The following is a 23,751-nucleotide window of genomic DNA, read 5'->3' on the forward strand; positions in this document are numbered from 1 at the left end:
CGAGACTTTCGGCCTCGCTGTCAGCTGTCGTTTTTGAGCTGGACGGCCGGGTCGAGGTCGTCCACCCTCCTCCCGGTCGCCCCGGGAAGGGTCCCACTTGAGCGCGTTCCTCGCCGCCCTGGCCATCAGCTTCGGTGTCATCTTCGTCGCCGAGCTCGGCGACAAGTCACAGCTGATGGCGCTGACGTTCGCCACCCGCTTCCGCACGGTCCCGGTCCTCATCGGCATCACGATCGCCACCGCCGTGGTGCACCTGGTCTCCGTCGCCGTCGGCTACGGCCTCGGCGCGGCCCTGCCGACCGCCTGGATCTCCCTCGTCGCCGCGATCGCCTTCTTCGGCTTCGGCGCCTGGACGCTGCGCGGCGACAAGCTCACCGACGACGAGCGCAACAAGGCCGAGCGCACCACCCGCTCCGCGATCATCGCCGTCGGCGTGTCGTTCTTCCTGGCCGAGCTCGGCGACAAGACCATGCTCGCCACCATCACCCTCGCCACCCAGCACGGCTGGTTCGGCACCTGGATCGGCTCGACGATCGGCATGGTCGCCGCCGACGCCCTGGCCATCGTCGTGGGCCGCCAGCTGGGCCGGCACCTGCCGGAGAAGGCCATCAAGTACGGCGCGTCCGCGCTGTTCGCCGTGTTCGGCATCTGGCTGCTGATCGAGGCCCTGCGCGAGCTGCTGTAAGCGCTCAGTGCTTGCAGGTGCTGCAGGTGCCGAAGATCTCCAGGGTGTGGCTCACGTCGGTGAAGCCGTGCTCCTCGCCGATGCGGTCGGCCCAGCGCTCCACGGCTGGGCCGAGCACCTCGACGGTGCGCCCGCAGCCGCGGCAGACGAGGTGATGGTGATGCTTGCCGCTGCAGCGGCGGTAGCGGGTATCGCTGCCCGGCACCTGCATGACGTCGATCTCGTTGGTCTCGGCGAGCAGCTGCAGGGTGCGGTAGACGGTCGTGAGCCCCACGTTGGCGCCCCGCTCGCGGAGCATCACGTGCAGCTCCTGCGCGCTGTAGAAGCCGTCGACCTCGCCGAGCAGCGTCATCACGGCGTCGCGTTGCCGTGTGTTGCGGCGCACCGGGCCGGCCTCCACCTCGTTCATTCGAGAAGCTTAGCGTAGCCTTAGTCACTCTTTGCCCCTCGACGGCGCGATCCAGGTGAGGGCCCGAATCTGGTTCGCAGCTGGTAACAGCCGCCCAGTACGCTGTGTGGCTGAAACCGATCACTTGTACGTACGTGATGTTTGCACGTTGGGGGGAGCACGTGGTCCAACAGGAAGCTGCCGTCGCCTCGGGAGGCGACGGCGGGGCGCCGACAAAACTTGACGCCCAGGTACTCAAGATCGCGGGCGTCATCGTCCTCGGCGCGATCATGTCGATTCTCGACGTGACCGTCGTGAGCGTCGCGCTGCCGACGTTCATCCAGGAGTTCCACACGACCTATGCCAAGGTCGCGTGGACGATGACGGGTTACACGCTCGCACTGGCGACGGTCATCCCGCTGTCCGGCTGGGCCGCCGACCGCTTCGGCACCAAGCGGCTCTACATGCTCGCGCTGTTCCTGTTCACCGTCGGCTCCGGCCTGTGCGCGACCGCCGACTCGATCAACCAGCTCATCGGGTACCGCGTGCTGCAGGGCCTCGGCGGCGGCATGCTCATGCCGCTCGGCATGACGATCATGACCCGCGCGGCCGGCCCGCAGCGCATCGGCCGGCTCATGGCCGTGCTGGGCATCCCGATGCTGCTCGGCCCGATCGGCGGCCCGATCCTCGGCGGCTGGCTCATCGACGCGGCGAGCTGGCACTGGATCTTCCTGATCAACCTGCCGATCGGCGCGATCGCCCTGGTGTACGCGGCTTTTGCGCTGCCGAAGGACAACACCGAGCCGTCGGAGTCGTTCGACTTCCTCGGCATGCTGATGCTCTCGCCCGGCCTGGCCTCGTTCCTGTTCGGCGTGTCGTCGCTGCCGGAGGCCAAGACGATCACGGCCACCAAGGTGTGGCTGCCGATGCTCATCGGCGCCGTGCTCGTCATCGGCTTCATCTTCTACTCGTTCAAGCCGAAGCACCCGCTGCTGGACCTGCGGCTGTTCCGCAACCGTCGCCTGACGGTGGCGACGCTCTCGCTGTTCGTCTTCATCATCGCCTTCATGGGCGCCGGCCTGCTCTTCCCGAGCTACTTCCTGCAGGTGCGCGGCGAGTCCACGCTGCACGCCGGCCTGCTCATGGCCCCGCAGGGCATCGGCGCGATGCTGACCATGCCGATCGCCGGCATGCTGGCGGACAAGATCCCGGTCGGGCGGACGGTGCCGTTCGCGATGGCCCTCATCGCGATCGGCTTCTTCACGTTCACGCAGGTCGGCGCGGACACGTCCTACGTGCTGCTGTGCGGCTCGCTGTTCGTGATGGGCCTGGGCATGGGCGGCACGATGATGCCGATCATGACCTCGGCGCTGAAGACGCTGACACATCACGAAGTGGCCCGCGGCTCGACGCTGGTGAACATCCTGCAGCAGATCGGCGGCTCCATCGGCGGCGCGGTCATGTCGGTCGTCCTGACCAGCCAGCAGGACAAGGCGGACATCATCCCGGGCTCGACGAACCCGCAGACCGGCCACCCGTTCACCATCGCCGAGGTGGCGCAGGCCTCGCACCTGCCGCAGCTGCACGACCAGATCCTGCAGACGTTCGGCGCGGACCTCGTACACAAGGGCCAGGTGTTCCTGGCGGACTCGTTCGCCGCCACCTACTGGGTGGGCTTCATCCTGGTGCTGGCGACGTTCATCCCGATCGCCTTCCTGCCACGCAAGCGCGAGGTGTCGCACCTCAGCGACAACGCCGAGGCCGGCGCGCCGGCTCCGGTGGTCATGCACTGACCTGCGCTCATCCGACGCCCCCGCGGTCCTGCCGCGGGGGCGTCGGCTTTTCGAAGTACACCCGATGGAAGCCGGACTCGCTCGTGCGGTGGGTCTCGGTGTAACCGTGCCGGGGGTAGTAGGCCAGGTTCTCGTGCATGGCGGCGTTGGTGTACAGCCGGATGCGCGGCAGCCCCAGCGCCCGAGCGCGCTCCTCGGCGAACGCGAGCAGCGCCGCACCGACCCCCGTGCCCCGCGCCCGGTGCGCGACGGCCACGTTGTCGAGCAGCAGGTGATCCTCGCGCGGGATGAGCACGAGCACGCCAACGGGCGGGCGCCCGGCGATCCACACCCGGCCTTCAGCGATCAGCGCCTCGTAGTCGGCGCTCATCGGCGCCGGCTCCCGCCCGATCCGCGGCACGTAGTGCGCGTAGGCGGCCCGCACGAGCGCGCGGACGGCCTCGGCGTCGCCCGGCACCGCCGCGGCGATCCTCACGCCGCCGGGACCTCGGCGAGACTGCCGAACACGGCCTTGCCCTCGGCGCGCGCCTGCGCCACCATCTCGTCGGCCCCCGCGGACGCTCCGCCGATGCGCAGCACCGCATCGCAGCGCTCCAGCAGCCGCGCCGAGATCGGGTGGAAGATCTCGTCGAACACGGCGTCGCCGACCCCCGCCGACCCGGCCCGCTCGATGAGCGGCAGCGCGAGGGCCTCCCCCGTCACCGGCAGGTGCCCCGCCCGGAACAGCCGCACCGCGGCATCGTTCATGGCGTCGACGTTGGCCCGCAGCTTCGCCGGGTCATCGCCCGTCCCGGAGCGATATGGTCCGGCCACCAGGATCATCATGTCGTCGGTACTCCTTCAGCGTTGACGATCTGCACCCCCGCTGCGCGCAGGGCTTCCAGGGTCTCGGCGGCCGCGGGTGACGCATCGGCGCCCGGCAGGTCGGTGACGAGCGTGTCGACGGCGCCGAGCGCCCCGACCCGCGCGAACGCCTGCACCCCGAGCTTGGTCGAGTCGGCCACGACGATCGTGCGCCCCGCCCGGTGCAGCGCGGCCCGCTTCACCGCGGCGTCGTCGAGGTCGAACTCGGACCAGCCGAGGTCGTGGTGCACCGCGCCGATGGACATCACGAACGTGTCGAACCGCAGCTGCTCCAGCGCCGCGAGCGCCAGGGGCCCGATGAGGCTGCGCTCCCCCGCCCGCGACTCCCCGCCGATGACGAGCAGCCGTACCCCCGGCTGGTCGGCGAGCCGCGCGGCCGCCTGCAGGCTCAGCACCGCCACGGTGAGCGGGGCCTTGCCGGCGAGCTGCCCGGCGAGCTCGGCGGTCGTCGTCCCGGCGTCGAGCAGCACCGTCGAGCCCGGCTCGACGAGCGCGGCGGCGGCCTTTGCGACGCGGCTCTTGGCCGCCGCGAGCCACCCGGCCCGCACGTCGAACCCGGCGCTCTCGGCCGGCACGTCGAGCGCCACCGCCCCGCCGCGCACCCGTTGCACGAGCCCCTGCTCCTGCAGCTGGTCGAGGTCGCGCCGCACGGTCATCTCGGACACGCCGAGCCGCTCGGCGAGCTCGCCGAGGCTGACGCGTCCGCCGCCTCGCACGAGCCGCAGCGTGACGTCGAGCCGATCCGGCACTCCCATGGCCCGAATCTAACATCGCTCTGTGAGTTTTGATAGATCTCTGTTAGCTATGTCCTCGCCGGCAAGCGCGGACCAGCTCACACGGCGCCGCGCCGGCAAGCGCGGACCAGCTCACACGGCGCCTCGCCGGCAAGCGCGGACCAGCTCACACGACACCTTGCGGACGAGCGCCGACAAGCGCACACGGCGCCTCGCGACGGCCATCGGACTGCACCCTTTGCCCGGATTTATCGCCTGTCGAGGTATAAATCCGACAAGTCGTGGCGCGCCAGCGCCCGACTTGTCGCAATCCCCCACCGCCGCACCGCTCGACCCGCGCGCAACCTGGCACCGGCCCGCGCCAATCGCCTCACCGGCGGCGAGGGCTCGGCGGGCGACCGGCCGGCCGCGGACTCGGTGCCTGCAGGCCGCGCCGCGGTGAGCTCAGTGCCGGCCGGCCAGCGCCGGCGGCTTCACCGGCGGCGTCTGCGGGGCCTTGGGGCCGCGCCGCAGTGTCGTGTACGCGAGCAGGCCGAGCGGAATGATGATCCAGCAGGACAGCAGCCGGTAGACGAGCATCGCGGCCGCCGCCGGGCCGTGTGCGGCGCCGGCCGAGACGAGGCCGGCCAGCAGGGCGACCTCGACCACGCCGATGCCGCCCGGGCTGAGCGGGATCTGCCGGACGAGCTGCACGGTGAGGTACACGGTGGCCAGCCGCACCAGGCTCACGTCGATGCCGAACGCGGCCGCCGTCGCCGCCAGGCACGCCAGGTCCAGGCCCCAGTTCACGGTGGCGTGGATGAGCGACAGCACCCAGGCGCGGCGCGGCAGGCGACGCAGGTCGGACATGGTGTTGCGGGTCGCGGCGACGGCCCGCGACCACCAGCCGCCGGTGGCGGGCTCCGGGTCGGGTGACTCGTCGAGGACTGGGCGGCCTGGGCGGCGCGGCGCCAGGTAGTAGTCGATGCCGAAGACCAGGCCGGCGATGACCAGCATCGACAGGACCAGGATCAGGGTGTCGGTGTTGCCGGTGGCGCCGCCGCGCGGGATGAGGACCACCGCGCCGTACATGAGGATGAGCGCCACGCCGGACAGGACGCCGGAGAGCACCGCCACGGCGCCGGCGGTGCGGCGGCTCGCGCCCGCGGTGCGGAACTGGCGGAACGCGAAGCCGGCCGAGACCGCCGAGCCCGCGGGAAGACTGAAGGAGATCGCCGAGCGGGTGAACGTCACGGCTATGGCCCGCGGTACCGACATCCGGACCCCGAAACCGGCCAGCAGGCGGCGCTGCTGGAGGGCGAAATGCCGCAGGGACGTCATCTCGGCCGCGGCGGCGAGCACCAGCCACCACGGCTGGGCCGAACCCAGGGTGTCCAGAGTCTGCCCCAGGTCCGGCAGGTTGTCCCCGAGCGTGAACGCGGCGGCGATGAGCACCACGAGCAACCCGGCGACGCGCAGCACGGTCTTGCGTCGCGAGCTCACGAGATCAGGCTCCCACCCGTAGGTAGCGAATCGGTCGCAACGCTCAGCACCGTCTCAGTTGCGCTCGTCACGCCCGGCGCGGGCGGAGGGGGCATGGCAGGCTGAACGGCATGAAGCGGCTGTCGCAGGCGGACATGGACGCCACCTTGCCCAGGGATGTGGCGCTCGAACGACTCACGGCGGCGCAGGAGCGGCTGCTGCGGCTGCGGCTGACACTCGGCGGACAGATCGGGGCCGGAACGCTCGGGCCGCCGCTGTGCGTGGTGTTCGAAGGCTGGGACGCGTCCGGCAAGGGCGGCTCGATCAAACGGCTCGTCGACCACCTCGACCCGCGCCACGTGCGGGTGGCGCAGTTCGCGGCCCCGACGTTCGACGAGAAGCGCCACCATTTCCTCTGGCGCTTCTGGCCCGTTCTGCCCGGTTGGGGCGGTATGACGGTGCTGGACCGTTCGTGGTACGGCCGGGTGCTGGTCGAGCGCGTCGAAGGCTTCGCCACCGACGAGCAGTGGACGCGCGCCTACGACGAGATCGTCGAGTTCGAGCGCACGCTCACCGCCGAGGGAATGATCCTGGTGAAGCTCTGGATGCACATCTCCTCCAAGGAGCAGCTGCGCCGGTTCAACAGCCGGGCCGGGGACCTACTGCGCTCGTGGAAGCTCACCGACGAGGACTGGCGCAACCGCAAGAAGCGGCCGCAGTACAAGCGGGCGGTCGAGGACATGCTGGAGCGCACCGACCACCCGGCGGCGCCGTGGCAGATCGTGGCCGCCGACGACAAGCCGACGGCGCGGGTCACGGTCGTGGAGACGGTGTGCGCGGCGATCGAGCGCGCGCTGGAGCACCCGATGGAGTTTGGGCCCGCCCCAAAGGGGTGATGTTTGCGGTCATGGACGACATCACCGCGCTCATCCTCGACGACCACGCCGCCTTCCGGCGGGGCTTCGCGCGCCTCGACGACGCCCAGGACGCTGAGCAGCTCGCCGCCGTGTGGGACACCCTCGCCCTGCACCTGGAGATCCACGCGGAGGCGGAGGAGCTCATCCTGTACCCCCATCTGCTGCGTCAGCACACCGAGGACGCCGCGGAGGAGACCGACGACGCGATCCGCGACCACAACAAGATCCGCGACGCGATCGAGGCCGCGCGCGCCCGGCCGGTAGGGTCCGACGCCTGGTGGAAGGCCGTCTGGGAGGCCCGGAAGGAAAACAGCGAGCACCTCGCCGAGGAGGAGGACGAGGTGCTGCCCGACTTCCGCCGCCACGCGGGCCTGGACCTGCGCCTCGAGCTGGGCGAACGCTGGCTGGCGTTCTACGGCGAGCACCCGAGCGGCAGGGGGCTCACGTTCACCGACAAGGACCCGAAGCGGTACATCCAAGAACACGGCTGAGGAAGCGGGGCATGATGTCCCGGTGAAGCGAGCGCGCATTCCCGACTGGTTCGCCGGCGGGCTGATGGTCGTGGCGGTCCTGTGCGCCGTCGCCGCGGTCAGCGCGGCGTTGGGCGCGCGGGTGCACCCGGTGCGCGCGAGCATCGACGCGCTGCTGGTGCCGGCGCCGGCCAACGTCGGCTACGCCGCGTTCCTCATCATGCTCGCCGCCGGCGTGCACAACCGCAAGAACATCACCTTCTGGCTGCTGGCGACCGTGTTCGTACTGCAGGGGCTGTTCGACGCGTTCGTGCTGTCCGACCTCGGCGAGCGCGGTGCCGAGGCGCACGAGCTGCGCCTGCCCTTCCACGGCACGGCCGCGGCGGCGACCAACCTGGCGGTGACCGCCGTACTGCTCGGCGTGCTGTGGCTGGCCCGCGGCGAGTTCCGGGCCAGGGTCCAGCGCGCCAGCCTGCCCAAGGCCCTGGCCACGCTCGGCGCGCTGCTCGTCGCGTTCACGATCGTCGGCTGGGGCCTGGTCGAGATGTTCCCGGGCTCGCTGGGCGCCGGGACGCAGCGGCTGCTGTACAGCGGAAGAATCGTGCTCGGCGGCGCCTTCGGCTTCGACGTGGGCCGGCACGGGCGGGCGCCGGGCTGGGTCAACCTGGTGCTGGGCACGTTCGGCGCGATCGCCCTGTTCGCCGCCTTCTTCGTGCTGCTGCGCTCGCAGCGGATGATCGCCGCGCTCGACCCGGAGCAGGAGCGCGCGGTGCGCCGGCTGCTGGCCGAGCACGGCGAGCGCGACTCGCTCGGGTATTTCGCCACCCGCCGCGACAAGGAGGTCATCATGTCGCCGTCGGGGCGCTCGGCGGTGACCTACCGGGTGGTGTTCGGCGTGTCGCTGGCCAGCGGCGACCCGCTCGGCGAGCCCGACGCCTGGCCGCCGGCGATCGAGGCGTGGCTCAAGGAGGCGCGGGAGTACGCCTGGACGCCCGCCGTCATGGGCGCGAGCGAGGAGGGCGCGACGGCGTTCGCGCGGGCCGGGCTGCGGGTCATCGAACTCGGCGACGAGGCGATCCTGCACGTGCGCGACTTCGACCTCGACTCGCCCCAGCTACGTCAGGTGCGCCAGGCGGTACACCGGGTCGAGCGGGCCGGGTATACGGTGCGCATCCGCCGCCACGCCGAGATCGGCCCCGAGGAGATGGCGCGGATCATCGAGCTCGCGGCCCGGTGGCGCGACACCGAGACCGAGCGCGGCTTCTCGATGGCGCTGGGCCGCCTCGGCGACCCCAACGACGGGCGCTGCGTGCTCGTCGAGGCCCACGACCGCGACGGGCGGGCGGTGGCGCTGCTGTCGTTCACGCCGTGGGGCGCGGGCGGGCTGTCGCTGGACCTCATGCGCCGCGACCGGCAGTCGGACAACGGCCTGATCGAGTACATGGTGGCCACCCTCATGCGCGAGGCGCCCCGCATCGGCGTGCACCGGGTGTCGCTGAACTTCGCCGTGTTCCGCGCGGTGTTCGAGGAGGGCGCGCGCATCGGCGCCGGGCCGGTGCTGCGGCTGTGGCGGGCGCTGCTGCTGGTGGCGTCGCGCTGGTTCCAGCTCGAGTCGCTGTACCGCTCGAACGTGAAGTACAACCCGCAGTGGCTGCCGCGGTTCCTGTGCTTCGAGGACGTGCGGGACCTGCCCAAGGTCGGGCTGGCCTCGGGCGCCGCCGAGGGTTTCGTGGTGGTACCGCGGCTGCGCACCCTCCTGCGCCGTGGCGCCGCACGGCCGGCGGCGGAGGAGCCCCGGGAGCTGATCGTCGCCGAGGAGCCCGCCCCGGCCCCGGGCGCCGAGGCGCGCCGGCGCCCCGAGCAGGTGCGCATCCGCATCGCCAAGCTCGACACGCTGCGCGCCGCCGGCGTCGAGCCGTACCCGCCGGGGTTCGGGCGCACGCACTCGGTGGCGCAGGTGCGCGACGGACGCGAGGGCCTGGCACCGGACTCGCGCACCGGCGAGCGGGTGTCGGTCGCCGGGCGGGTGGTGCGCCTGCGCGACCACGGGGCGCTGTGCTTCGCCACGCTGCGGGACTGGACCGGCGACGTGCAGATCGTGGTGACCACGCAGGAGGGCAGGCCCGGCTTCGCCGCGACGGTCGACCTGGGCGACCACGTCGGGATCTGCGGCGAGGTCGGTACCACGCGACGCGGCGAACTGTCGGTGTTCGCCGAGCGCTGGGAGCTCACCGCGAAGTGCCTGCAGCCATTGCCGGACAAGCACCGCGGCCTTGCCGACCCGGAGGCCCGGGTGCGCCGCCGGCACGTCGACCTCATCGTCAACCGCCCGGCCCGCGACATGGTGCGCACCCGCTCGGCGGTGACCTTCGCGCTGCGCACGGCGCTGCACGGGCGCGGGTACGTCGAGGTCGAGACCCCGGTGCTGCAGCCGGTGCACGGCGGCGCCAACGCCCGGCCGTTCCTGACGCACAGCAACGCCTACGACATGCGGCTCTATCTGCGCATCGCGCCGGAGCTGTACCTCAAGCGCCTCGCCGTCGGCGGCGTGGAGCGGGTGTTCGAGATCGGCCGCAACTTCCGCAACGAGGGCGTCGATGCCACCCACAACCCCGAGTTCACGATGCTGGAGGCCTACGAGGCCTACGGCGACTACACCACGATGCGCGCCCTGGCCCGGGAGCTGATCCTGGCCGCGGCCGGCGACGACGTGGTGCTGCGCCGCGGCGACGAGGTCATCGACCTGCGCGAGGAGTGGCCGGTCGTGCCCGTCTACGCCGCGGTGTCGCGGGCCGCCGGCACCGATGTCACGCCCGCGGCGAGCGTGGCCGAGCTGCGCGAGCTCGCCGACAAGCTGCACGTGCCGTGGCAGGACGCGTGGACGCACGGCCAGCTCGTCCTCGAGCTCTACGAGCACCTGGTCGAGGGCGCCACGCTCCACCCGACCTTCTACACCGACTTCCCCGTCGACGTCTCGCCGCTGACCCGGGCGCACCGGGCCGACCCGCGGCTGGCCGAGCGCTGGGACCTCGTCGCCTTCGGGATGGAGCTCGGCACGGCGTACACCGAGCTGGTCGACCCCGTGGAGCTGCGGGCCCGGCTGACCGCGCAGTCGCTGCGGGCCGCGGCCGGCGACCCGGAGGCGATGGAGCTCGACGAGGACTTCCTCGACGCGTTCGAGTTCGCGATGCCGCCCAGCGGCGGCCTCGGCCTCGGCGTCGACCGCCTCGTCATGCTGCTCACCGGCCGCACGATCCGCGAGACGCTGCCGTTCCCGCTCGTGAAACCCGGCGGGCGGGAGGGGCGTGCACGCAGGGTCTAGACTGGAACCCATCCAGGATAACGATTATCTTCATGTAATCTGGGTAACAGTCCCAAAACGAAGGCCGCCACCATGTTTGAATCCACGGCCAGCGGGAAACACATTTCGAATGGCCGATGAGAGCCCCACCCTCGACCTGCTGGAGCGTCTCGCCGCCGCCCCGGACCGCATGACCTTCGACGCCCTGGTGCGCCAGATCGGCTTACCCGAGGGCATCCTGCGTGGACGCCTCGAGCGGCTCATCGCCCGCGGCTGGGTCGACGCCGACGCCGACGGCCAGTCCTTCGCGATCGGGGTCGGGGCGCTGCGCCCCGGCAGCGCCTACCTCTCCGGCGACCGCGCCGCGCGCGTGGCCGGCCCGATCCTGTCCCGGGTCCGCGACCAGCTCGACGAGTCGGTGCGCCTGGTGCGCCTCGACGGGGCCTCGATCGTGTGCCTGGCCAGCCGCGAGTCCTCGCACGACCTGGCCGGCCCGATGATCGGCCGGCGCTACCCCACCCTGACGGCGGCCAGCGGCCGGGCGATCGTCGCGTGGCGCCCCCGCGCCGAGATCGACGCGATGCTCGACGAGGGCATCCAGGCACACACCATCGACTCCGCCGTCGACCGCGGCGAGATCTACGCCACCCTCGCCGACTGCCGCGAGCGTGGCTGGGCCTACGAACGCGGCGAACTGATCCCCGGCGTGGGCTGCATCGCCGCCGCGGTCCAGGTGCGCGGGCTGCCGGTGACCGACGCGATCAGCGTCGCGGTCCCGCTGTCGCGCCTGACCCACGACCACGCCGAGGACGTCGCCGAGTGCGTGCAGCGCGCGACCCGCGACCTGGCGGCCGCTTTGGTAACGTAACCGCGCTGGTTCTTGTGGGCTCGGTCTCGTTCTTGTGGGCTTGGTCTCGTCGATCGCGCAATCTTCATTGAACCGACAAATTTCCTAGATCATTTGCTCGATACCATGGGGCATGGACGTCGAGCGCATCGATCTGCCCGGTATCGGCACCAGCCACGTGGTCACCACCGCACGCGGCCGGCGCATCGGCATCGTGTCGCACCGCACCGGCCGGCGCGACCTCGTCGTCTACGACAAAGAGGACCCCGATACCAGCGTGGTGTCGGTAGCACTATCGGCCGACGAGGCCAACGCGATCGCCGAGTACCTCGGCACCGCCCGCATCGTCGAGCAGCTCGCCGAGATGCAGCGCCAGGTCGCCGGCCTCGTCACCGAGCAGCTGGTCCTCGCCGCCGGCTCGCCGTACGACGGCCGGACCCTCGGCGACACGCGCGCCCGCACCCGCACCGGCGCCTCGATCGTCGCCGTGGTGCGGGGCAACGACGTCATCGCGAGCCCTCGCCCCGACTTCGGCCTGCTGGCGAACGACCTCGTCGTGGTGGTCGGCACCGCCGCCGGCGTCGAGGGCGTCGCGACCCTGCTGACGGACGGATAGACCGCCCATGCACCACGACACCATCCTCGTGGAACTCGGCGGCGTCATCCTCGCCCTCGGCCTGCTCGGCGCACTGTCCCTGCGCTTCTCGATCTCCCCGATCCCCCTGTACCTCATCGCCGGCCTCGCTTTCGGCGCCGGCGGCGTCCTGCCCCTCACCACCAGCGCCGAGTTCATCTCCGCCGGCGCGAAGATCGGCGTCATCCTCCTGCTGTTCACGCTCGGCCTGGAGTACACGGCACCGGAGCTCGTCGGCACCCTGCGCTCCTCGGCCCCCGCCGGCCTGATCGACCTCGTCCTCAACGCCGCACCGGGCGTGGCCACGGCTTTGATCCTCGACTGGGGCGTGGTGGCCGCGGTAGCACTCGGCGGCGTCACGTACGTGACGTCGTCCGGCATCACCGCCAAGGTCCTCGGCGACCTCGGCTGGCTCGGCAACCGCGAGACCCCGGTCGTGCTGTCACTGTTGGTCTTCGAGGACCTGATGATGGCGCTGTACCTCCCGATCCTCACGGCCCTGCTGGCCGGCGTCGGCTGGCTCGGCGGCAGCGCGACCTTGGCGATCGCCGCGGCAACGATCAGCTTCGTCCTGCTGATCGCCCTGCGCTACGGCCGCGTCGTCGAACGTTTCGTGGCCAGCGAGTCCGACGAGGTGCTGCTGCTCAAGGTCCTCGGCCTGACCGTCCTCGTGGCCGGCGCCGCCGAGATGCTCCAGGTCTCCGCCGCCGTCGGCGCGTTCCTGGTCGGCATCGCTCTGTCGGGCCCCCTGGCCCACACCGCACGCCAGCTGCTGACCCCGTTGCGCGACCTGTTCGCGGCCGTCTTCTTCGTCTTCTTCGGCCTGCAGACCGACCCGCGCGCCCTCCCGCCGGTCCTCGGCATCGCCGCGCTGCTCGCCTTGTGCGGCGTCCTGTCGAAGCTCACCACCGGCTGGATCGCCGCCCGCCGCGCCGGGGTGGCCCTGACCGGCCGCATCCGCGCCGGCGCCGCACTGCTCCCCCGCGGCGAGTTCAACATCGTCATCGCCGGCCTGGCGGTCGCGGCCGGCACCAACGAGAAGCTGGGCCCGCTGGCCGCGGCGTACGTCCTGATCCTCGCCATCGTCGGCCCGATCGCGGCCCGCGCCGCAGAGCCCATCGCCCGCCTGGTAAACCGCCGCCGCGCGGCCCGCCAGCCGGCCTGACCACGTTCGCGACGAACGCGTTCGCACCGACCGCCGGCCCACCCGGAATCGGCTGCGGCAGCGAACGCGTTCGTCACGAACACGACCAGGCCCACCCGGCCCACGCCCGACGAACACGTTCGTCACGAACACGACCCAGACCCACCCGGCCCACGCCCGACGAACACGTTCGTCACGAACACGACCCAGACCCACCGACCCGCGGATGACGAACACGTTCGCGACGAACACGGCTTAGACCCGCCCGAGCCCTGCCCGACGAACACGCTCGCCACAAACACGTTCGCCACGAACACGACCGCGCCACCCAACACGACCCGCAACCACCCCGCGCGACCCCGCCGAACGGCCTGAACCACGTTCGTGACGAACGCGTTCGCGATCCGCCCCAACCCACCCCGAAAGGACCCGCGGCCGACGAACGCGTTCGTCACGAACACGACCGCCACCCAACACGACCCGCAATCACCCCGCACGACCCCGCCGGACGGCCTGAACCACGTTCGTGACGAACGCGTTCGCGATCCACCCAACCCACCCGAAACAGCCCGCGGCTGACGAACACGTTCGTCACGAACACGGCCCAGACCCACCCGGACCGCGGCTGACGAACACGTTCGTCACGAACACGACCGCGCCACCCAATACGACCCGCAACCACCCCGCGCGACCCGCTGGACGGCCTGAACCACGTTCGTGACGAACGCGTTCGCGATCCACCCCACCCACCCCGAAAGACCCGCGGCTGACGAACGCGTTCGTCACGAACGCGACCCAGACTCGCTCGGCCCGGGGCTGACGAACGCGTTCGTCACGAACGCGACCAGACTCGTCCGGCCCGGGGCTGACGAACATGTTCGTCACGAACGCGACTCAGACTCGCTCGGCCCGCGGCTGACGAACATGTTCGTCACGAACGCGACCCGGACTCGCCCGACCCGGGGCTGACGAACGTGTTCGTCACGAACGCGGGTGCGGCCACCCGGCTTGCCGAGAGCATTGGCCTGCGTCGATCTTTGTCAAGGGTGGGTGAACTTGGTCGCATTGTATAAGTGGCTTCTATAAGTGCGTGATACGTATTGAGGTATGCCCGCTGCCCGAACCGGACTCGACCCTGCGCGGCTGACGGTCGCCGTCGAGCGGCTCTTCAGCATGCTGCGGCAGGGCAATCCACCCAACGACATCAGCCTCACGGCCGCCTCGACGCTGCGGCGACTTGAACGTGAAGGACCCCGGCGACTCACCGAGCTCGCCACCGCGGAGGGCGTCACCCAGCCCGCGATGACCCAGCTGGTCCAGCGCCTGGAGCGGGAAGGGCTGGCCTCCCGGGCCGCCGACCCCGCCGACGGGCGCGTCGTGCTGGTACAGGTCACGCCCGCCGGGATCGTGCTGCTCGAACGGCGCCGAGCCGTCCGGGCGGAGCACCTCGCCGTCCTGCTCGCGGATCTTTCCGACGAAGACCAGGCGCTGATCGCGGCCGCGCTGCCGGCGCTGGAGAGGCTCGCCAAGTGACCGACACCCTCGAGGGCGCCAAGAAGTCCGGCTTCCGGGGTGCGCTGTCCGGCGGCACGGACCACCCGCACTACAAATGGGTGGCGCTGTCGAACACGACCCTGGGCATGCTCATCGCCACGATCAACGCCTCGATCGTGCTCATCTCGCTGCCGGCCATCTTCAACGGCATCCACCTCAACCCGCTCAGCCCCGGCAACGTGTCCTACCTGCTGTGGATGCTCATGGGGTACATGCTGGTGAGCGCGGTGCTCGTGGTGACGCTCGGCCGGCTCGGCGACATGTACGGCCGGGTGCGCATCTACAACGCCGGGTTCGCGCTGTTCACCGTCACCTCGATCGCCCTGTCGCTGGACCCGTTCGACGGCGGCGGTGGCGCGATGTGGCTCATCGGCTGGCGGGTGCTGCAGGCCGTCGGCGGCGCGATGCTCATGGCCAACTCCGCCGCGATCCTCACCGACGCGTTCCCGGCCGCCCAGCGCGGCATGGCCCTCGGCGTGAACATCGTGGCCGGCATCGCGGGCTCGTTCATCGGCCTCGTCCTCGGCGGGCTGCTCGCCGAGTGGAACTGGCGCGCGATCTTCTGGGTCAACGTGCCCATCGGCGTGATCGGGACCCTGTGGGCGTACCGCAGCCTCCACGACACCGGCCTGCGACGGCCCGGACGGATCGACTGGTGGGGCAACCTCACCTTCGCCGCGGGGCTCACGGCGCTGCTGGCCGGCATCACGTACGGCATCCAGCCCTACGGCGGGCACAGCCAGGGCTGGACCAACCCGTGGGTGCTGGCCGGGCTCATCGGCGGCGTGGTCATCCTCGGGCTGTTCACCTGGATCGAGCGGCGGGTCAACGAGCCGATGTTCCCGCTCGGCCTGTTCAAGATCCGCGCGTTCGCGTCGGGCAACATCGCCGGGCTGCTCGCCTCGATCGCCCGTGGCGGCCTGCAGTTCATGCTGATCATCTGGCTGCAGGGCATCTGGCTGCCCCTGCACGGGTACTCCTACGAGTCCACGCCCCTGTGGGCCGGCATCTACCTGCTGCCGCTGACCGTCGGCTTCCTCGCCGCCGGCCCGATGGCCGGGCACCTGTCGGACAAGTACGGGCCGCGGCTGTTCGCCGCCGTCGGGCTGCTCGTCATGGCGATCTCCTTCGGTGGCCTGCTGATCCTGCCGACGGACTTCAGCTACTGGGCGTTCGCGCTGCTGGTGTTCCTCAACGGGCTCGGCGGCGGGCTGTTCGCCGCGCCGAACACCTCGCTGATCATGTCGAGCGTCCCGGCGCACCTGCGCGGCGCGGCGTCCGGCATGCGGGCCACGTTCCAGAACGCCGGCATGGTGCTGTCGATCGGCGTGTTCTTCTCGCTCATGATCGCCGGGCTGTCCAGCTCGCTGCCGGACTCGCTGAGCACCGGCCTCACCGGGCAGGGCGTCCCGCCGGCCGCCGCGGCCCAGATCGCCGGCCTGCCGCCGGTGGGCACGCTGTTCGCGGCGTTCCTCGGGTACAACCCCATCCAGTCCTTGCTCGGCCCGCAGCTGCTGGGCCAGCTGCCGCCGGCGAACGCGGCCACGCTGACCGGCCGCGAGTTCTTCCCGCACCTGGTCTCGGGCCCGTTCCACGACGGCCTGATGATCGTGTTCTGGCTGGCCATCGGCATGGCCCTCATCGGCGGGATCGCCTCGCTCGTCAAGCCGGGCCGGCACGAGATCGATCCGGCGGCCTCCTGAGCCGGATACACAGCGCCGATCCGGTACTGCCACGGGCCGGTCAGGCGCGGCGGACGGGCCGTCACCTCGGGGAGTGGGGTGACGGCCCGTCCGTGTTCCGCCGCGCGTTGAGGAACTCCCGCTCAACCGCGTTGTCGCACAGCGCGATCGCGGCGTCGTAGGCGGCGCGCGCCTCGGCGTAGCGGCCGAGGCGGCGCAGCAGGTCGGCCCGCGCGGCCGGCAGGTAGTGGTAGGCGGCCAGGCGCGCATCGCCGGCCAGCCCGTCGATCAGGCCCAGGCCCGCCGCCGGGCCGTCCAGCATCGCCACGACCACGGCCCGGTTGAGCGCGACGACCGGGGACGGCCAGGCCGACAGCAGCAGGTCGTACACGTCGCGCAACTGCTTCCAGTCGGTCTCGGCGTAGCTGGGCGCCTCCGTGTAGATCGCCGAGATCGTGGCCTGCAGCGCGAAGCGGCCCGGGCGCCCGCCGTGCAGGGCGGCGCGGACCAGGCGCAGGCCCTCGGCGATCTGCGCGGCGTCCCAGCGGCTGCGGTCCTGCTCCTCGAGCAGCAGCAGGCGCCCGTCGGCGCCGACCCGGGTGGCGCGGCGGGCGTCGTGCAGCAGCATGAGCGCCCGCAGGCCCAGCGCCTCGCGCTCGTCGGGCATCAGGGTGCACAGCGTGGCCGCCAGGTCCAGGGCCCGCTCGACGAGGTCGTGGCGCAGCAGCGCGTCGCCGGTCGGGGCGGCGTGGCCGGTGGTGAAGACGAGGTGCACGACGGTCAGCACGGCGTCGAGGCGCTCCGGCAGCTCCTCCTCCGCCGGCACCCGGTAGGGGATGCGCGCCGCGGCGATCTTCTTCTTCGCGCGGGTCACCCGGGCGGCCATCGTGGGCTCGCTGACCAGGAACGCGTGGGCGATCTCGGCCGTGCTCAGGCCGCAGACCAGGCGCAGCGTGAGCGCGAGCTGGGCCTCGCGGGCCAGCGCCGGGTGGCAGCAGGTGAACACGAGCCGCAGCCGGTCGTCCGGAAACGCATCGTGCTCGTCGGAGGTTTCCGGATTGTCCGGTACGAGCAGCAGCGGCAGCTTCGAGCGCAACGTCGCCGCGCGGCGGTGCGCGTTCAGCGCGCGGCGCTGCGCGGCGGTGGTGAGCCACGCGCCGGGATTGGCGGGCACGCCCTGGCGCAGCCAGGCGTCCATCGCCGAGACGTACGCGTCCTGCACGCACTCCTCGGCCAGGTCCAGGTCGCGCGCGACGCGCACCGTCGCGGCGAGCACGCGGGCCCACTCGCGACGGTGCGCGTCGGCGATCGCCGACCGGACGCCGGCTGCGTCGTTATCGGACATGTCGCGGTCGAATGCGTTCCTACTCGAAGACCATCACCGGGCGGACCTCGACGCCGCCGAAGGGCGCCGGGCACAGCTTGGCGATCTCGAGGGCGTGGTCGAGGTCGCGCGCGTCGATCAGGTAGTACCCGCCGAGGACCTCCTTGGTCTCCACGAACGGGCCGTCGGTGACGACGTCGCCGCGGATCGACGTCGCGGTCGGGGTCGGCTGCAGGGCGTTGCCGCCGGCGAGGGTGCCGCCGAGCTCGACGACCTGCTCGGCGAAGCGGCCGTGAGCCTCCATCGCCTGCTGCCACACCTCCGGGTCGGGGTTCTCGTAGCCGGACTCGTCCTCGTAGATCAGGATCAGGTACTGGGCCATCGTGGGCTCCTTCATTGCTGCGTAGGTGTCACTGTCACTCCTACGTCAATCAGGCCGGGACCGAATCGACAGCCCGTCCGGAATTCTCGGCCGGATTTTTCTCCGGCCTCCTCCGCCCGGCGTAGACCAGGGCGCCGGCGGCGATCACGAGGGTGCCCAGGACGTACCAGCCGGTGACCAGCATCAGGCCGATCGACGACGCGAGGGCCACGACCGCGCACCACCGGGCGAGGGTTCGCCGCGGCAGGAGCTTGATCGCGGCGGCTGAGCCCATGAGGTACACCAGGACGAAACACCCGCTCGTGAGCAGCACGAGGGCCTTGGTGCCGGTCCCGGTCGCGGTGACGACCGTGAGCGACACGGCGCCGAGCAGCGCCACGACGAGCAGGCTGCGGCGGGGCACCGACCCGGGCGCGGCGCCCCGGCCGAACCACGCCGGCAGCGCGCCGTCGCGTCCCAGCGCCGCGCCGAGCTTGGCGGCACCGGCGTAGTAGGCGTTCATCGTGCCGAGCGTGAGCAGCAGCGCGGCGCCGGCGGCGATGGTGCGCACCTGCCCGCCGACGCCGATCGCGAGGAGCTCGGCGAGGGGTGCGTTGGTGGTGGAGATGGCGGGCCCGAGGACGAGGATGCTGGCGGCGGCGATGCCGAGGTACAGCACGGCGACCACGACCAGCGCGATCCCGGTGGCCCGGGGCAGGTCCCGCTGCGGCCGGCGGAAGTCGGCGGCCAGGGACGTGACCGCCTCCCAGCCGGCGAACCCCCAGACGAGCACGGCCGCGGCCGGCCCGATCGCCCACCAGCCGTGCGGCGCGAACGGGTGCAGGCTGGCCGCCCGCGCGTGCGGCAGCGCGGTCAGCGTGGCGGTGAGCAGCAGGGTGACGAGCAGCGCGGCCAGCCCCAGCTGCAGCTTGCCGGAGACGCGCACGCCGCCGAGGTTGCCGGCGGTCACGGCGAGCATCAGCCCCGCCGCGGTCAGCAGCGCCGTGCGGGTGCCGCCACCGAGGGCCGCGGCGACGTACTCGCCGCCGAACAGCGCCGCGGCCGGCGCGCCGACGGGCACGGCGAAGTAGAAGGACCAGCCCACGACGGCGGCGGCCCGGTGCCCGAACGCGTTGCGCGCGTAGGTCGCGACCCCGCCGGCGTCGGGGTATCGGGCGCCGAGCGCGGCGAAGGTCGCGGCCAGGGGCACGGACAGGGCGACCAGCACCGCCCAGGCGATCAGGGAGGCGGGCCCGGCGGTCTGCGCGGCGAGCGCGGGCAGGGCGATCACGCCGGTGCCCAGCACGGCCCCGATGGACAGGGCCGCACCCTGCGGAACGTTCATCACGAGCAGATCATCGTCCGGTACCGCGGGCAGCACGAGTGGCAGGAATGCCGTTCTGGGATAGATTCCTGCCATGGGGACCCGTCACGTCGTGGGCATCGCCGTCACCCCGGACATGCCCGTGTTCGAGCTGGCCGTGCCGTGCGAGGTGTTCGGCATCGACCGCGCCGACCTCGCCGACCCGTGGTACGAGCTGCGCTTCGCCGCCACATCACCCGGCCGCCACCCGGCGCGCTCGGGCCTGAGCATCGACGCCCCGTACCCGCTGGCGTCGCTGGCCGACGCCGACACGCTGATCCTGCCGGCGTTCGCGCGGGCCCGGCAGGTGGAGCCGCCGCCGGAGTTGGTCGAGGTCGTGCGCGCCGCACACGAGCGGGGCCGGCGGATCGTCGCGATCTGCACCGGCGCCTACGTGCTGGCCGCCGCCGGCCTGCTCGACGGCCGCCGCGCCACGACGCACTGGATGAACGCGTTCGACTTCGCCCAGCGCTACCCGCGCGTGACGTTCGATCCGGACGTGCTCTACACGCAGGACGGCACCGTGTTCACCTCCGCCGGCACGGGCGCCGCGATCGACCTGTGCCTGCACCTGGTCCGCCTCGACCACGGCGCCGCGGTCGCCAACGAGGTGGCGCGCCGGATGGTCGTGCCGCCGCACCGCGACGGCGGCCAGTCCCAGTTCGCGACGCCGCCGCCGCGCCCGCGCTCCCCCGACGCCCTCGGCGGCGCGCTGGACTGGGCGCGGCACCGCCTAGACCAGCCGCTGACCGTCGCCGACCTGGCCCGCGAGGCCCGGCTGAGCCCGCGCACGTTCGCCCGCCGCTTCCGCGAGAGCGTCGGCACGAGCCCGCTGCAGTGGCTCGTCGGCCAGCGGGTGCGCCTGGCGCAGGAGCTGCTCGAGACGACGGACGACTCGATCGAGCGGATCGCGCACCGCACCGGCTTCGGCACGCCGGCGAACCTGCGCACGCACTTCTCGCGCCAGACGAGCGTGAGCCCGGCGACGTACCGCCAGGTATTCCACCGCTGAGCTGTATTTCAGCTCGCTGCGCTCGCGGTGTGGGAGCTTCGCTCCACCCACGCCCCCTCAAGACCCACAGCGGCGCACCCGACGATGTGCAGGTTCTCGGCGCTCATCCCCGTAGGCACCGTCGGACTCCGCAGGTGCGCAGCAGGCCGCGAATCAGTGACCGTGGGGACAAAGGCCGGTGTGCGAGGACTTTGCACCATCGCGACCGCGGGACCCGGGCGGTGCCGCTCCGTTCTCACCTAACACGCTAGACCATGCCACCAAATCGGATGGAGATCCACTCGCCGTTCGTTACCATGCCTTCACGTTCTGTGTTCCAACGTCATGGCGATCTCGCGGTAACGCGACACCGTGACCAGATGGACGCCGTCGAAGGCGCCGCTGTCACGCAGCGTTTCGATCTGCTCGCAGGCCGCGTCCACGCCCGCGCGGGGGTCGGCGTCGACGCGGTCGATCAGGGCGGGCGGGATGTCGAGGTCGGGGATCGTCGCGGACAGGCGGCGGGCCATGGCGGCGCTGGCCAGGACGAGCACGCCGGCGTACACGGGCTGCGTCAGCGCGGCGCTCTCCCGCCAGCGCAGCAGGGCCTCGACGTCGAAGCACATCTGGGCGAAGACGACGTCGGCCTCGCGCTTCCACGACGGGAAGGGGCGCAGGCCCGCGGCCACGCCGATGCGCGGGCGCATGTAGGTCGCCGACCGGGCCTCGGCGATCATCGTGCGGACGGTCAGGTCGGGGCTGCGCGTGCCCGCCGAAGGCTTGTCGCCGTGCACGAACAGGAACTCGTGCACGCCGTACGCGGCGGCCGTCAGCATGTCGCGCTGGAAGCCAAGCAGGTTGCGGTCGCGGGAGTTCAGGCAGGCGATGCCGCGCCCGCCCATGGCCGTGACCTCGTGGGCCACGGCGATGCTCGAGACCGTGGCGCGGCCGATGCGGTTGTCCGGGATGAGGAACGCGTGCGCGACCGGGGACAGGACCCCGATCTGGTGCCGCACGTGGCGGATGTCCGGCCTCGTCGGCGGCTCGATCTCGCAGACGATCTCGAACGTGCTCCCCATCCCGAACACCCTAGAGCCTCAGCCGGACCCTCGTGGCGTCCGCCAGGCCTGGTCGCTGTCGCCGCGGTCCGGGCGCAGCACCCACTTCAGTTCGCGTGATTTGCCCAATTTGCCCACCCCCGGACCCAAGGTACGGGGTACGGGGCCCGCCGCGGGGCAGGAAACACCCAAACTCAGTCCTCGCGGGTCAGCTGCTCCCGGAGATTGCGCAGCGCGCCCGCAAGCAGGCGGGACACATGCATCTGGGAGATGCCCAGCTCCGCGGCGATCTGCGACTGGGTCAGGTTGCCGTGGAAGCGCATCGCGATGATCTTCTGCTCGCGCTCGGGCAGGCGGGCGAGCAGGGGGCGCAGCGCCTCGCGGTTCTCGACGTTGCGCATGTCGGGGTCGTCGTCGCCGAGCAGGTCGCCGAGGCCGTTGGTGCCGCCTTCGCCGTCGCCGACGGGGGCGTCGAGGGACAGGGCGCGGTACGCCTGGCCGCAGTCCAGGCCCTCGATGACCTCCTCCTCCGACACGCCCAGGCGGGTGGCCAGGTCGGCGACGGTCGGCGAGCGGCCGAGGTCCTGCGCGAGGTCGCCGGAGACCTTGCCGATCTGCAGTCGCAGCTCCTGCAGGCGGCGCGGGACGCGCACGTCCCAGCCCTTGTCGCGGAAGTGGCGCTTGAGCTCGCCGACGATCATCGGGATCGCGTAGCTGGTGAAGGCGGCGCCGCGGTTCGGGTCGAAGCCGTCGACGGACTTGATCAGGCCGAGGTTGGCCACCTGGACGAGGTCGTCGAGCTGCTCGCCGCGGTTGCGGAAGCGCCGGGCCAGGTACTCGGCCAGCGGCATGTACAGCTCGACCAGCCGCCCGCGGACCCGCTCGCGGTCGGCGCCGGGTGCCAGGTCGGCCAGCAGGGACAGCAGCGCCTTGGCCTGGGCGTCGCTCGCGCGGGTGCCGCGGGTGCCGTGCTGGTGCGTGGCGGTGGTGTTCGAGCCGCTCAGGGTGCTGCGCACGTCAGTGCTCATGGCAGGGTTCAGCCTCTCCATTCGGTACCGCATGACCGGCGCCGCGACGAATCCACCGGGTTTCGGTGGTGCGCGAACGGGCATGCCTGCAATGAAGCAGGCGATGCGTCGGACCCGGTCGTAGAACGCCTTGGTCGCCCGTGTCTTCGAGCGCCGGCGCAGACCTCCGGCGTCACCACGCTCCGGGGAGGCCGCCCCTGTCTGGACGGGCCCGGCCGCAGGGGAAATACGTCACCCGTGCGGGGTGGGACGTCTCCCACCTTACAACTGCTTGCCGCAGAGCAACAGTCGAGGGCGACATTCGCCCCCGGGGCCCAATAAGGTTGCGGCCATGACGATCGATGCCACGGTCCCGAACGTCGCCCGGATGTACGACTACTATCTCGGCGGTTACCACAACTTCGCCGCCGACCGGGAGGCCGCGGAGAAGATCCTCGCCATCTTCCCCGACACGCCGGCCGCGGCACGCACCAACCGGCGGTTCATGCAGCGGGCGGTGCGCCACCTCGGCGACGCGGGCATCCGGCAGTTCCTGGACATCGGCGCGGGGCTGCCGACGCAGGGCAACGTGCACGAGCACACCGGCGGGCGGGTGGTGTACGTCGACAACGACCCCGTCGCCGTGGCGCAGGCGCGCACCCTGGTCGAGGGCGACCAGCGGGTGTCGGTGGCCCTGGCCGACCTGCGCGACCCGGAGGCGCTGCTGGCCGACCCGCACGTGGCCGGGCACCTCGACCTCGCCGAGCCGGTCGCAATCCTGCTCGTGTCGATCCTGCACTTCATCCCCGACGAGGCCGACCCGTGGGGGCTCATCGCCCGGCTGCGCGACGCGACGGCGCCGGGCAGCCATCTCGTGGTGTCGCACCTGACCCTCGACGGGGTCGACGCGGCGCCGGCCGCGCAGGGGCAGCAGGTGTACCGCCAGACGAACGCGCCCATCGTCCCGCGCTCGCGCGATGCGATCCTGCGCCTCTTCGACGGCTACGAACTGCTCGACCCGGGCCTGGTGTGGATCGGCGACTGGCGTCCGGACCCCGGCGAGGACCAGGTCTCGCACGGGTACGGCGCGGTCGGGGTACACCACTGAAGAAACTGATTCGCGCCAGGTGAGCGACCGGATGGGTCGCTGACGGCAATCTCACAGCGACCCAG

The 23,751-nt window shown here is 71.8% G+C and carries 22 protein-coding genes; 12 read left to right on the forward strand and 10 right to left on the reverse strand.

Features of this window, described 5'->3' with window-relative positions; all coding sequences use genetic code 11:
- The first annotated feature begins 97 nt into the window (after positions 1-97).
- Positions 98-685 carry a TMEM165/GDT1 family protein gene (locus ABD901_RS24220; protein ID WP_345129422.1) on the forward strand — a complete coding sequence of 196 codons (588 nt, stop codon included), beginning with the start codon at positions 98-100 and terminating at the stop codon, positions 683-685.
- A gap of 4 nt (positions 686-689) precedes the next feature.
- Here the strand turns inward: ABD901_RS24220 and ABD901_RS24225 are convergent, their stop codons facing one another.
- Positions 690-1,094, reverse strand: a complete 405-nt coding sequence (locus ABD901_RS24225) for a Fur family transcriptional regulator (RefSeq protein WP_345129423.1) — start codon at positions 1,092-1,094, stop codon at positions 690-692.
- A 161-nt stretch (positions 1,095-1,255) separates the two neighbouring features.
- Here ABD901_RS24225 and ABD901_RS24230 point away from each other — a divergent pair, with 161 nt between their 5' ends.
- Entirely contained in the window at positions 1,256-2,866 is a 1,611-nt protein-coding gene (locus tag ABD901_RS24230) for a DHA2 family efflux MFS transporter permease subunit (protein ID WP_345129424.1), read from the forward strand.
- A 7-nt stretch (positions 2,867-2,873) separates the two neighbouring features.
- On the opposite strand, the gene ABD901_RS24235 is transcribed toward ABD901_RS24230, so the two are convergent.
- The 4 genes from ABD901_RS24235 to ABD901_RS24250 all read right to left on the reverse strand — a co-directional run bounded on the left by ABD901_RS24235 (position 2,874) and on the right by ABD901_RS24250 (position 5,946).
- Positions 2,874-3,341, reverse strand: a complete 468-nt coding sequence (locus ABD901_RS24235; protein ID WP_345129425.1) for a GNAT family N-acetyltransferase — start codon at positions 3,339-3,341, stop codon at positions 2,874-2,876.
- Entirely contained in the window at positions 3,338-3,691 is a 354-nt protein-coding gene (locus tag ABD901_RS24240) for a DUF4406 domain-containing protein (protein WP_345129426.1), read from the reverse strand. The genes ABD901_RS24235 and ABD901_RS24240 overlap by 4 nt, the downstream gene beginning before the upstream one ends.
- On the reverse strand, positions 3,688-4,485 hold the full coding sequence (locus ABD901_RS24245) for a DeoR/GlpR family DNA-binding transcription regulator (RefSeq protein ID WP_345129427.1): 798 nt from the start codon (positions 4,483-4,485) through the stop codon (positions 3,688-3,690). The genes ABD901_RS24240 and ABD901_RS24245 overlap by 4 nt, the downstream gene beginning before the upstream one ends.
- Positions 4,486-4,908: 423 nt before the next feature.
- Complete coding sequence (locus ABD901_RS24250; RefSeq protein WP_345129428.1) at positions 4,909-5,946, reverse strand: lysylphosphatidylglycerol synthase transmembrane domain-containing protein; 1,038 nt, start codon at positions 5,944-5,946, stop codon at positions 4,909-4,911.
- A 110-nt stretch (positions 5,947-6,056) separates the two neighbouring features.
- Between ABD901_RS24250 and ABD901_RS24255 the strand changes: the two genes are divergently transcribed.
- From ABD901_RS24255 to ABD901_RS24290, 8 genes are all read left to right on the forward strand, one after another.
- Positions 6,057-6,821: a polyphosphate kinase 2 family protein gene (locus tag ABD901_RS24255; RefSeq protein WP_345129429.1), complete on the forward strand. Its 765-nt coding sequence runs from the start codon at positions 6,057-6,059 to the stop codon at positions 6,819-6,821.
- A gap of 11 nt (positions 6,822-6,832) precedes the next feature.
- Entirely contained in the window at positions 6,833-7,333 is a 501-nt protein-coding gene (locus ABD901_RS24260; protein ID WP_345129430.1) for a hemerythrin domain-containing protein, read from the forward strand.
- Between the two features lie 22 nt (positions 7,334-7,355).
- Positions 7,356-10,634: a bifunctional lysylphosphatidylglycerol synthetase/lysine--tRNA ligase LysX gene (gene lysX, locus ABD901_RS24265; RefSeq protein ID WP_345129431.1), complete on the forward strand. Its 3,279-nt coding sequence runs from the start codon at positions 7,356-7,358 to the stop codon at positions 10,632-10,634.
- Between the two features lie 109 nt (positions 10,635-10,743).
- On the forward strand, positions 10,744-11,481 hold the full coding sequence (locus tag ABD901_RS24270; protein ID WP_345129432.1) for an IclR family transcriptional regulator: 738 nt from the start codon (positions 10,744-10,746) through the stop codon (positions 11,479-11,481).
- 112 nt (positions 11,482-11,593) lie between these two features.
- On the forward strand, positions 11,594-12,076 hold the full coding sequence (locus ABD901_RS24275; RefSeq protein ID WP_345129433.1) for a cation:proton antiporter regulatory subunit: 483 nt from the start codon (positions 11,594-11,596) through the stop codon (positions 12,074-12,076).
- A gap of 7 nt (positions 12,077-12,083) precedes the next feature.
- Entirely contained in the window at positions 12,084-13,259 is a 1,176-nt protein-coding gene (locus ABD901_RS24280; RefSeq protein ID WP_345129434.1) for a cation:proton antiporter, read from the forward strand.
- A gap of 1,086 nt (positions 13,260-14,345) precedes the next feature.
- Complete coding sequence (locus ABD901_RS24285) at positions 14,346-14,771, forward strand: MarR family transcriptional regulator (RefSeq protein ID WP_345129435.1); 426 nt, start codon at positions 14,346-14,348, stop codon at positions 14,769-14,771.
- Positions 14,768-16,495: an MFS transporter gene (locus tag ABD901_RS24290; protein WP_345129436.1), complete on the forward strand. Its 1,728-nt coding sequence runs from the start codon at positions 14,768-14,770 to the stop codon at positions 16,493-16,495. The genes ABD901_RS24285 and ABD901_RS24290 overlap by 4 nt, the downstream gene beginning before the upstream one ends.
- 61 nt (positions 16,496-16,556) lie before the next feature.
- Here the strand turns inward: ABD901_RS24290 and ABD901_RS24295 are convergent, their stop codons facing one another.
- The 3 genes from ABD901_RS24295 to ABD901_RS24305 form a co-directional block, all read right to left on the reverse strand.
- Positions 16,557-17,750 carry an RNA polymerase sigma factor gene (locus ABD901_RS24295; RefSeq protein ID WP_345129634.1) on the reverse strand — a complete coding sequence of 398 codons (1,194 nt, stop codon included), beginning with the start codon at positions 17,748-17,750 and terminating at the stop codon, positions 16,557-16,559.
- 88 nt (positions 17,751-17,838) lie between these two features.
- Positions 17,839-18,180: a YciI family protein gene (locus tag ABD901_RS24300; protein WP_345129437.1), complete on the reverse strand. Its 342-nt coding sequence runs from the start codon at positions 18,178-18,180 to the stop codon at positions 17,839-17,841.
- Positions 18,181-18,229: 49 nt separating this feature from the next.
- The gene (locus ABD901_RS24305; RefSeq protein WP_345129636.1) at positions 18,230-19,504 is read right to left on the reverse strand and encodes an APC family permease; all 1,275 of its coding nucleotides are present in this window, start codon (positions 19,502-19,504) and stop codon (positions 18,230-18,232) included.
- Positions 19,505-19,577: 73 nt separating this feature from the next.
- Here ABD901_RS24305 and ABD901_RS24310 point away from each other — a divergent pair, with 73 nt between their 5' ends.
- Positions 19,578-20,534: a GlxA family transcriptional regulator gene (locus tag ABD901_RS24310; RefSeq protein WP_345129438.1), complete on the forward strand. Its 957-nt coding sequence runs from the start codon at positions 19,578-19,580 to the stop codon at positions 20,532-20,534.
- Positions 20,535-20,836: 302 nt separating this feature from the next.
- Here ABD901_RS24310 and ABD901_RS24315 read toward each other — a convergent pair whose 3' ends face one another.
- Together ABD901_RS24315 and ABD901_RS24320 are read right to left on the reverse strand one after the other, a co-directional pair.
- Complete coding sequence (locus tag ABD901_RS24315) at positions 20,837-21,592, reverse strand: methylenetetrahydrofolate reductase (RefSeq protein WP_345129439.1); 756 nt, start codon at positions 21,590-21,592, stop codon at positions 20,837-20,839.
- 173 nt (positions 21,593-21,765) lie between these two features.
- The gene (locus tag ABD901_RS24320) at positions 21,766-22,599 is read right to left on the reverse strand and encodes an RNA polymerase sigma factor SigF (protein ID WP_345129440.1); all 834 of its coding nucleotides are present in this window, start codon (positions 22,597-22,599) and stop codon (positions 21,766-21,768) included.
- A gap of 331 nt (positions 22,600-22,930) precedes the next feature.
- On the opposite strand from ABD901_RS24320, the gene ABD901_RS24325 reads away from it, so the two are divergent.
- Complete coding sequence (locus tag ABD901_RS24325) at positions 22,931-23,686, forward strand: SAM-dependent methyltransferase (RefSeq protein ID WP_345129441.1); 756 nt, start codon at positions 22,931-22,933, stop codon at positions 23,684-23,686.
- Positions 23,687-23,751 lie beyond the last annotated feature (65 nt).

Source organism: Dactylosporangium darangshiense, from assembly GCF_039537565.1.
Taxonomy (GTDB): Bacteria; Actinomycetota; Actinomycetes; order Mycobacteriales; family Micromonosporaceae; genus Dactylosporangium; species Dactylosporangium darangshiense.

Coding starts and splice junctions, on each gene's coding strand:
- ABD901_RS24305 (WP_345129636.1), bottom strand. CDS start 19,504: ATGAACGTTCCGCAGGGTGCGGCCCTGTCCATCGGGGCCGTGCTGGGC.
- ABD901_RS24325 (WP_345129441.1), top strand. CDS start 22,931: ATGACGATCGATGCCACGGTCCCGAACGTCGCCCGGATGTACGACTAC.
- ABD901_RS24310 (WP_345129438.1), top strand. CDS start 19,578: ATGGGGACCCGTCACGTCGTGGGCATCGCCGTCACCCCGGACATGCCC.
- ABD901_RS24285 (WP_345129435.1), top strand. CDS start 14,346: ATGCCCGCTGCCCGAACCGGACTCGACCCTGCGCGGCTGACGGTCGCC.
- ABD901_RS24270 (WP_345129432.1), top strand. CDS start 10,744: ATGGCCGATGAGAGCCCCACCCTCGACCTGCTGGAGCGTCTCGCCGCC.
- ABD901_RS24300 (WP_345129437.1), bottom strand. CDS start 18,180: ATGGCCCAGTACCTGATCCTGATCTACGAGGACGAGTCCGGCTACGAG.
- ABD901_RS24315 (WP_345129439.1), bottom strand. CDS start 21,592: ATGGGGAGCACGTTCGAGATCGTCTGCGAGATCGAGCCGCCGACGAGG.
- ABD901_RS24245 (WP_345129427.1), bottom strand. CDS start 4,485: ATGGGAGTGCCGGATCGGCTCGACGTCACGCTGCGGCTCGTGCGAGGC.
- ABD901_RS24255 (WP_345129429.1), top strand. CDS start 6,057: ATGAAGCGGCTGTCGCAGGCGGACATGGACGCCACCTTGCCCAGGGAT.
- ABD901_RS24225 (WP_345129423.1), bottom strand. CDS start 1,094: ATGAACGAGGTGGAGGCCGGCCCGGTGCGCCGCAACACACGGCAACGC.
- ABD901_RS24280 (WP_345129434.1), top strand. CDS start 12,084: ATGCACCACGACACCATCCTCGTGGAACTCGGCGGCGTCATCCTCGCC.
- ABD901_RS24260 (WP_345129430.1), top strand. CDS start 6,833: ATGGACGACATCACCGCGCTCATCCTCGACGACCACGCCGCCTTCCGG.
- ABD901_RS24275 (WP_345129433.1), top strand. CDS start 11,594: ATGGACGTCGAGCGCATCGATCTGCCCGGTATCGGCACCAGCCACGTG.
- ABD901_RS24240 (WP_345129426.1), bottom strand. CDS start 3,691: ATGATGATCCTGGTGGCCGGACCATATCGCTCCGGGACGGGCGATGAC.
- ABD901_RS24320 (WP_345129440.1), bottom strand. CDS start 22,599: ATGAGCACTGACGTGCGCAGCACCCTGAGCGGCTCGAACACCACCGCC.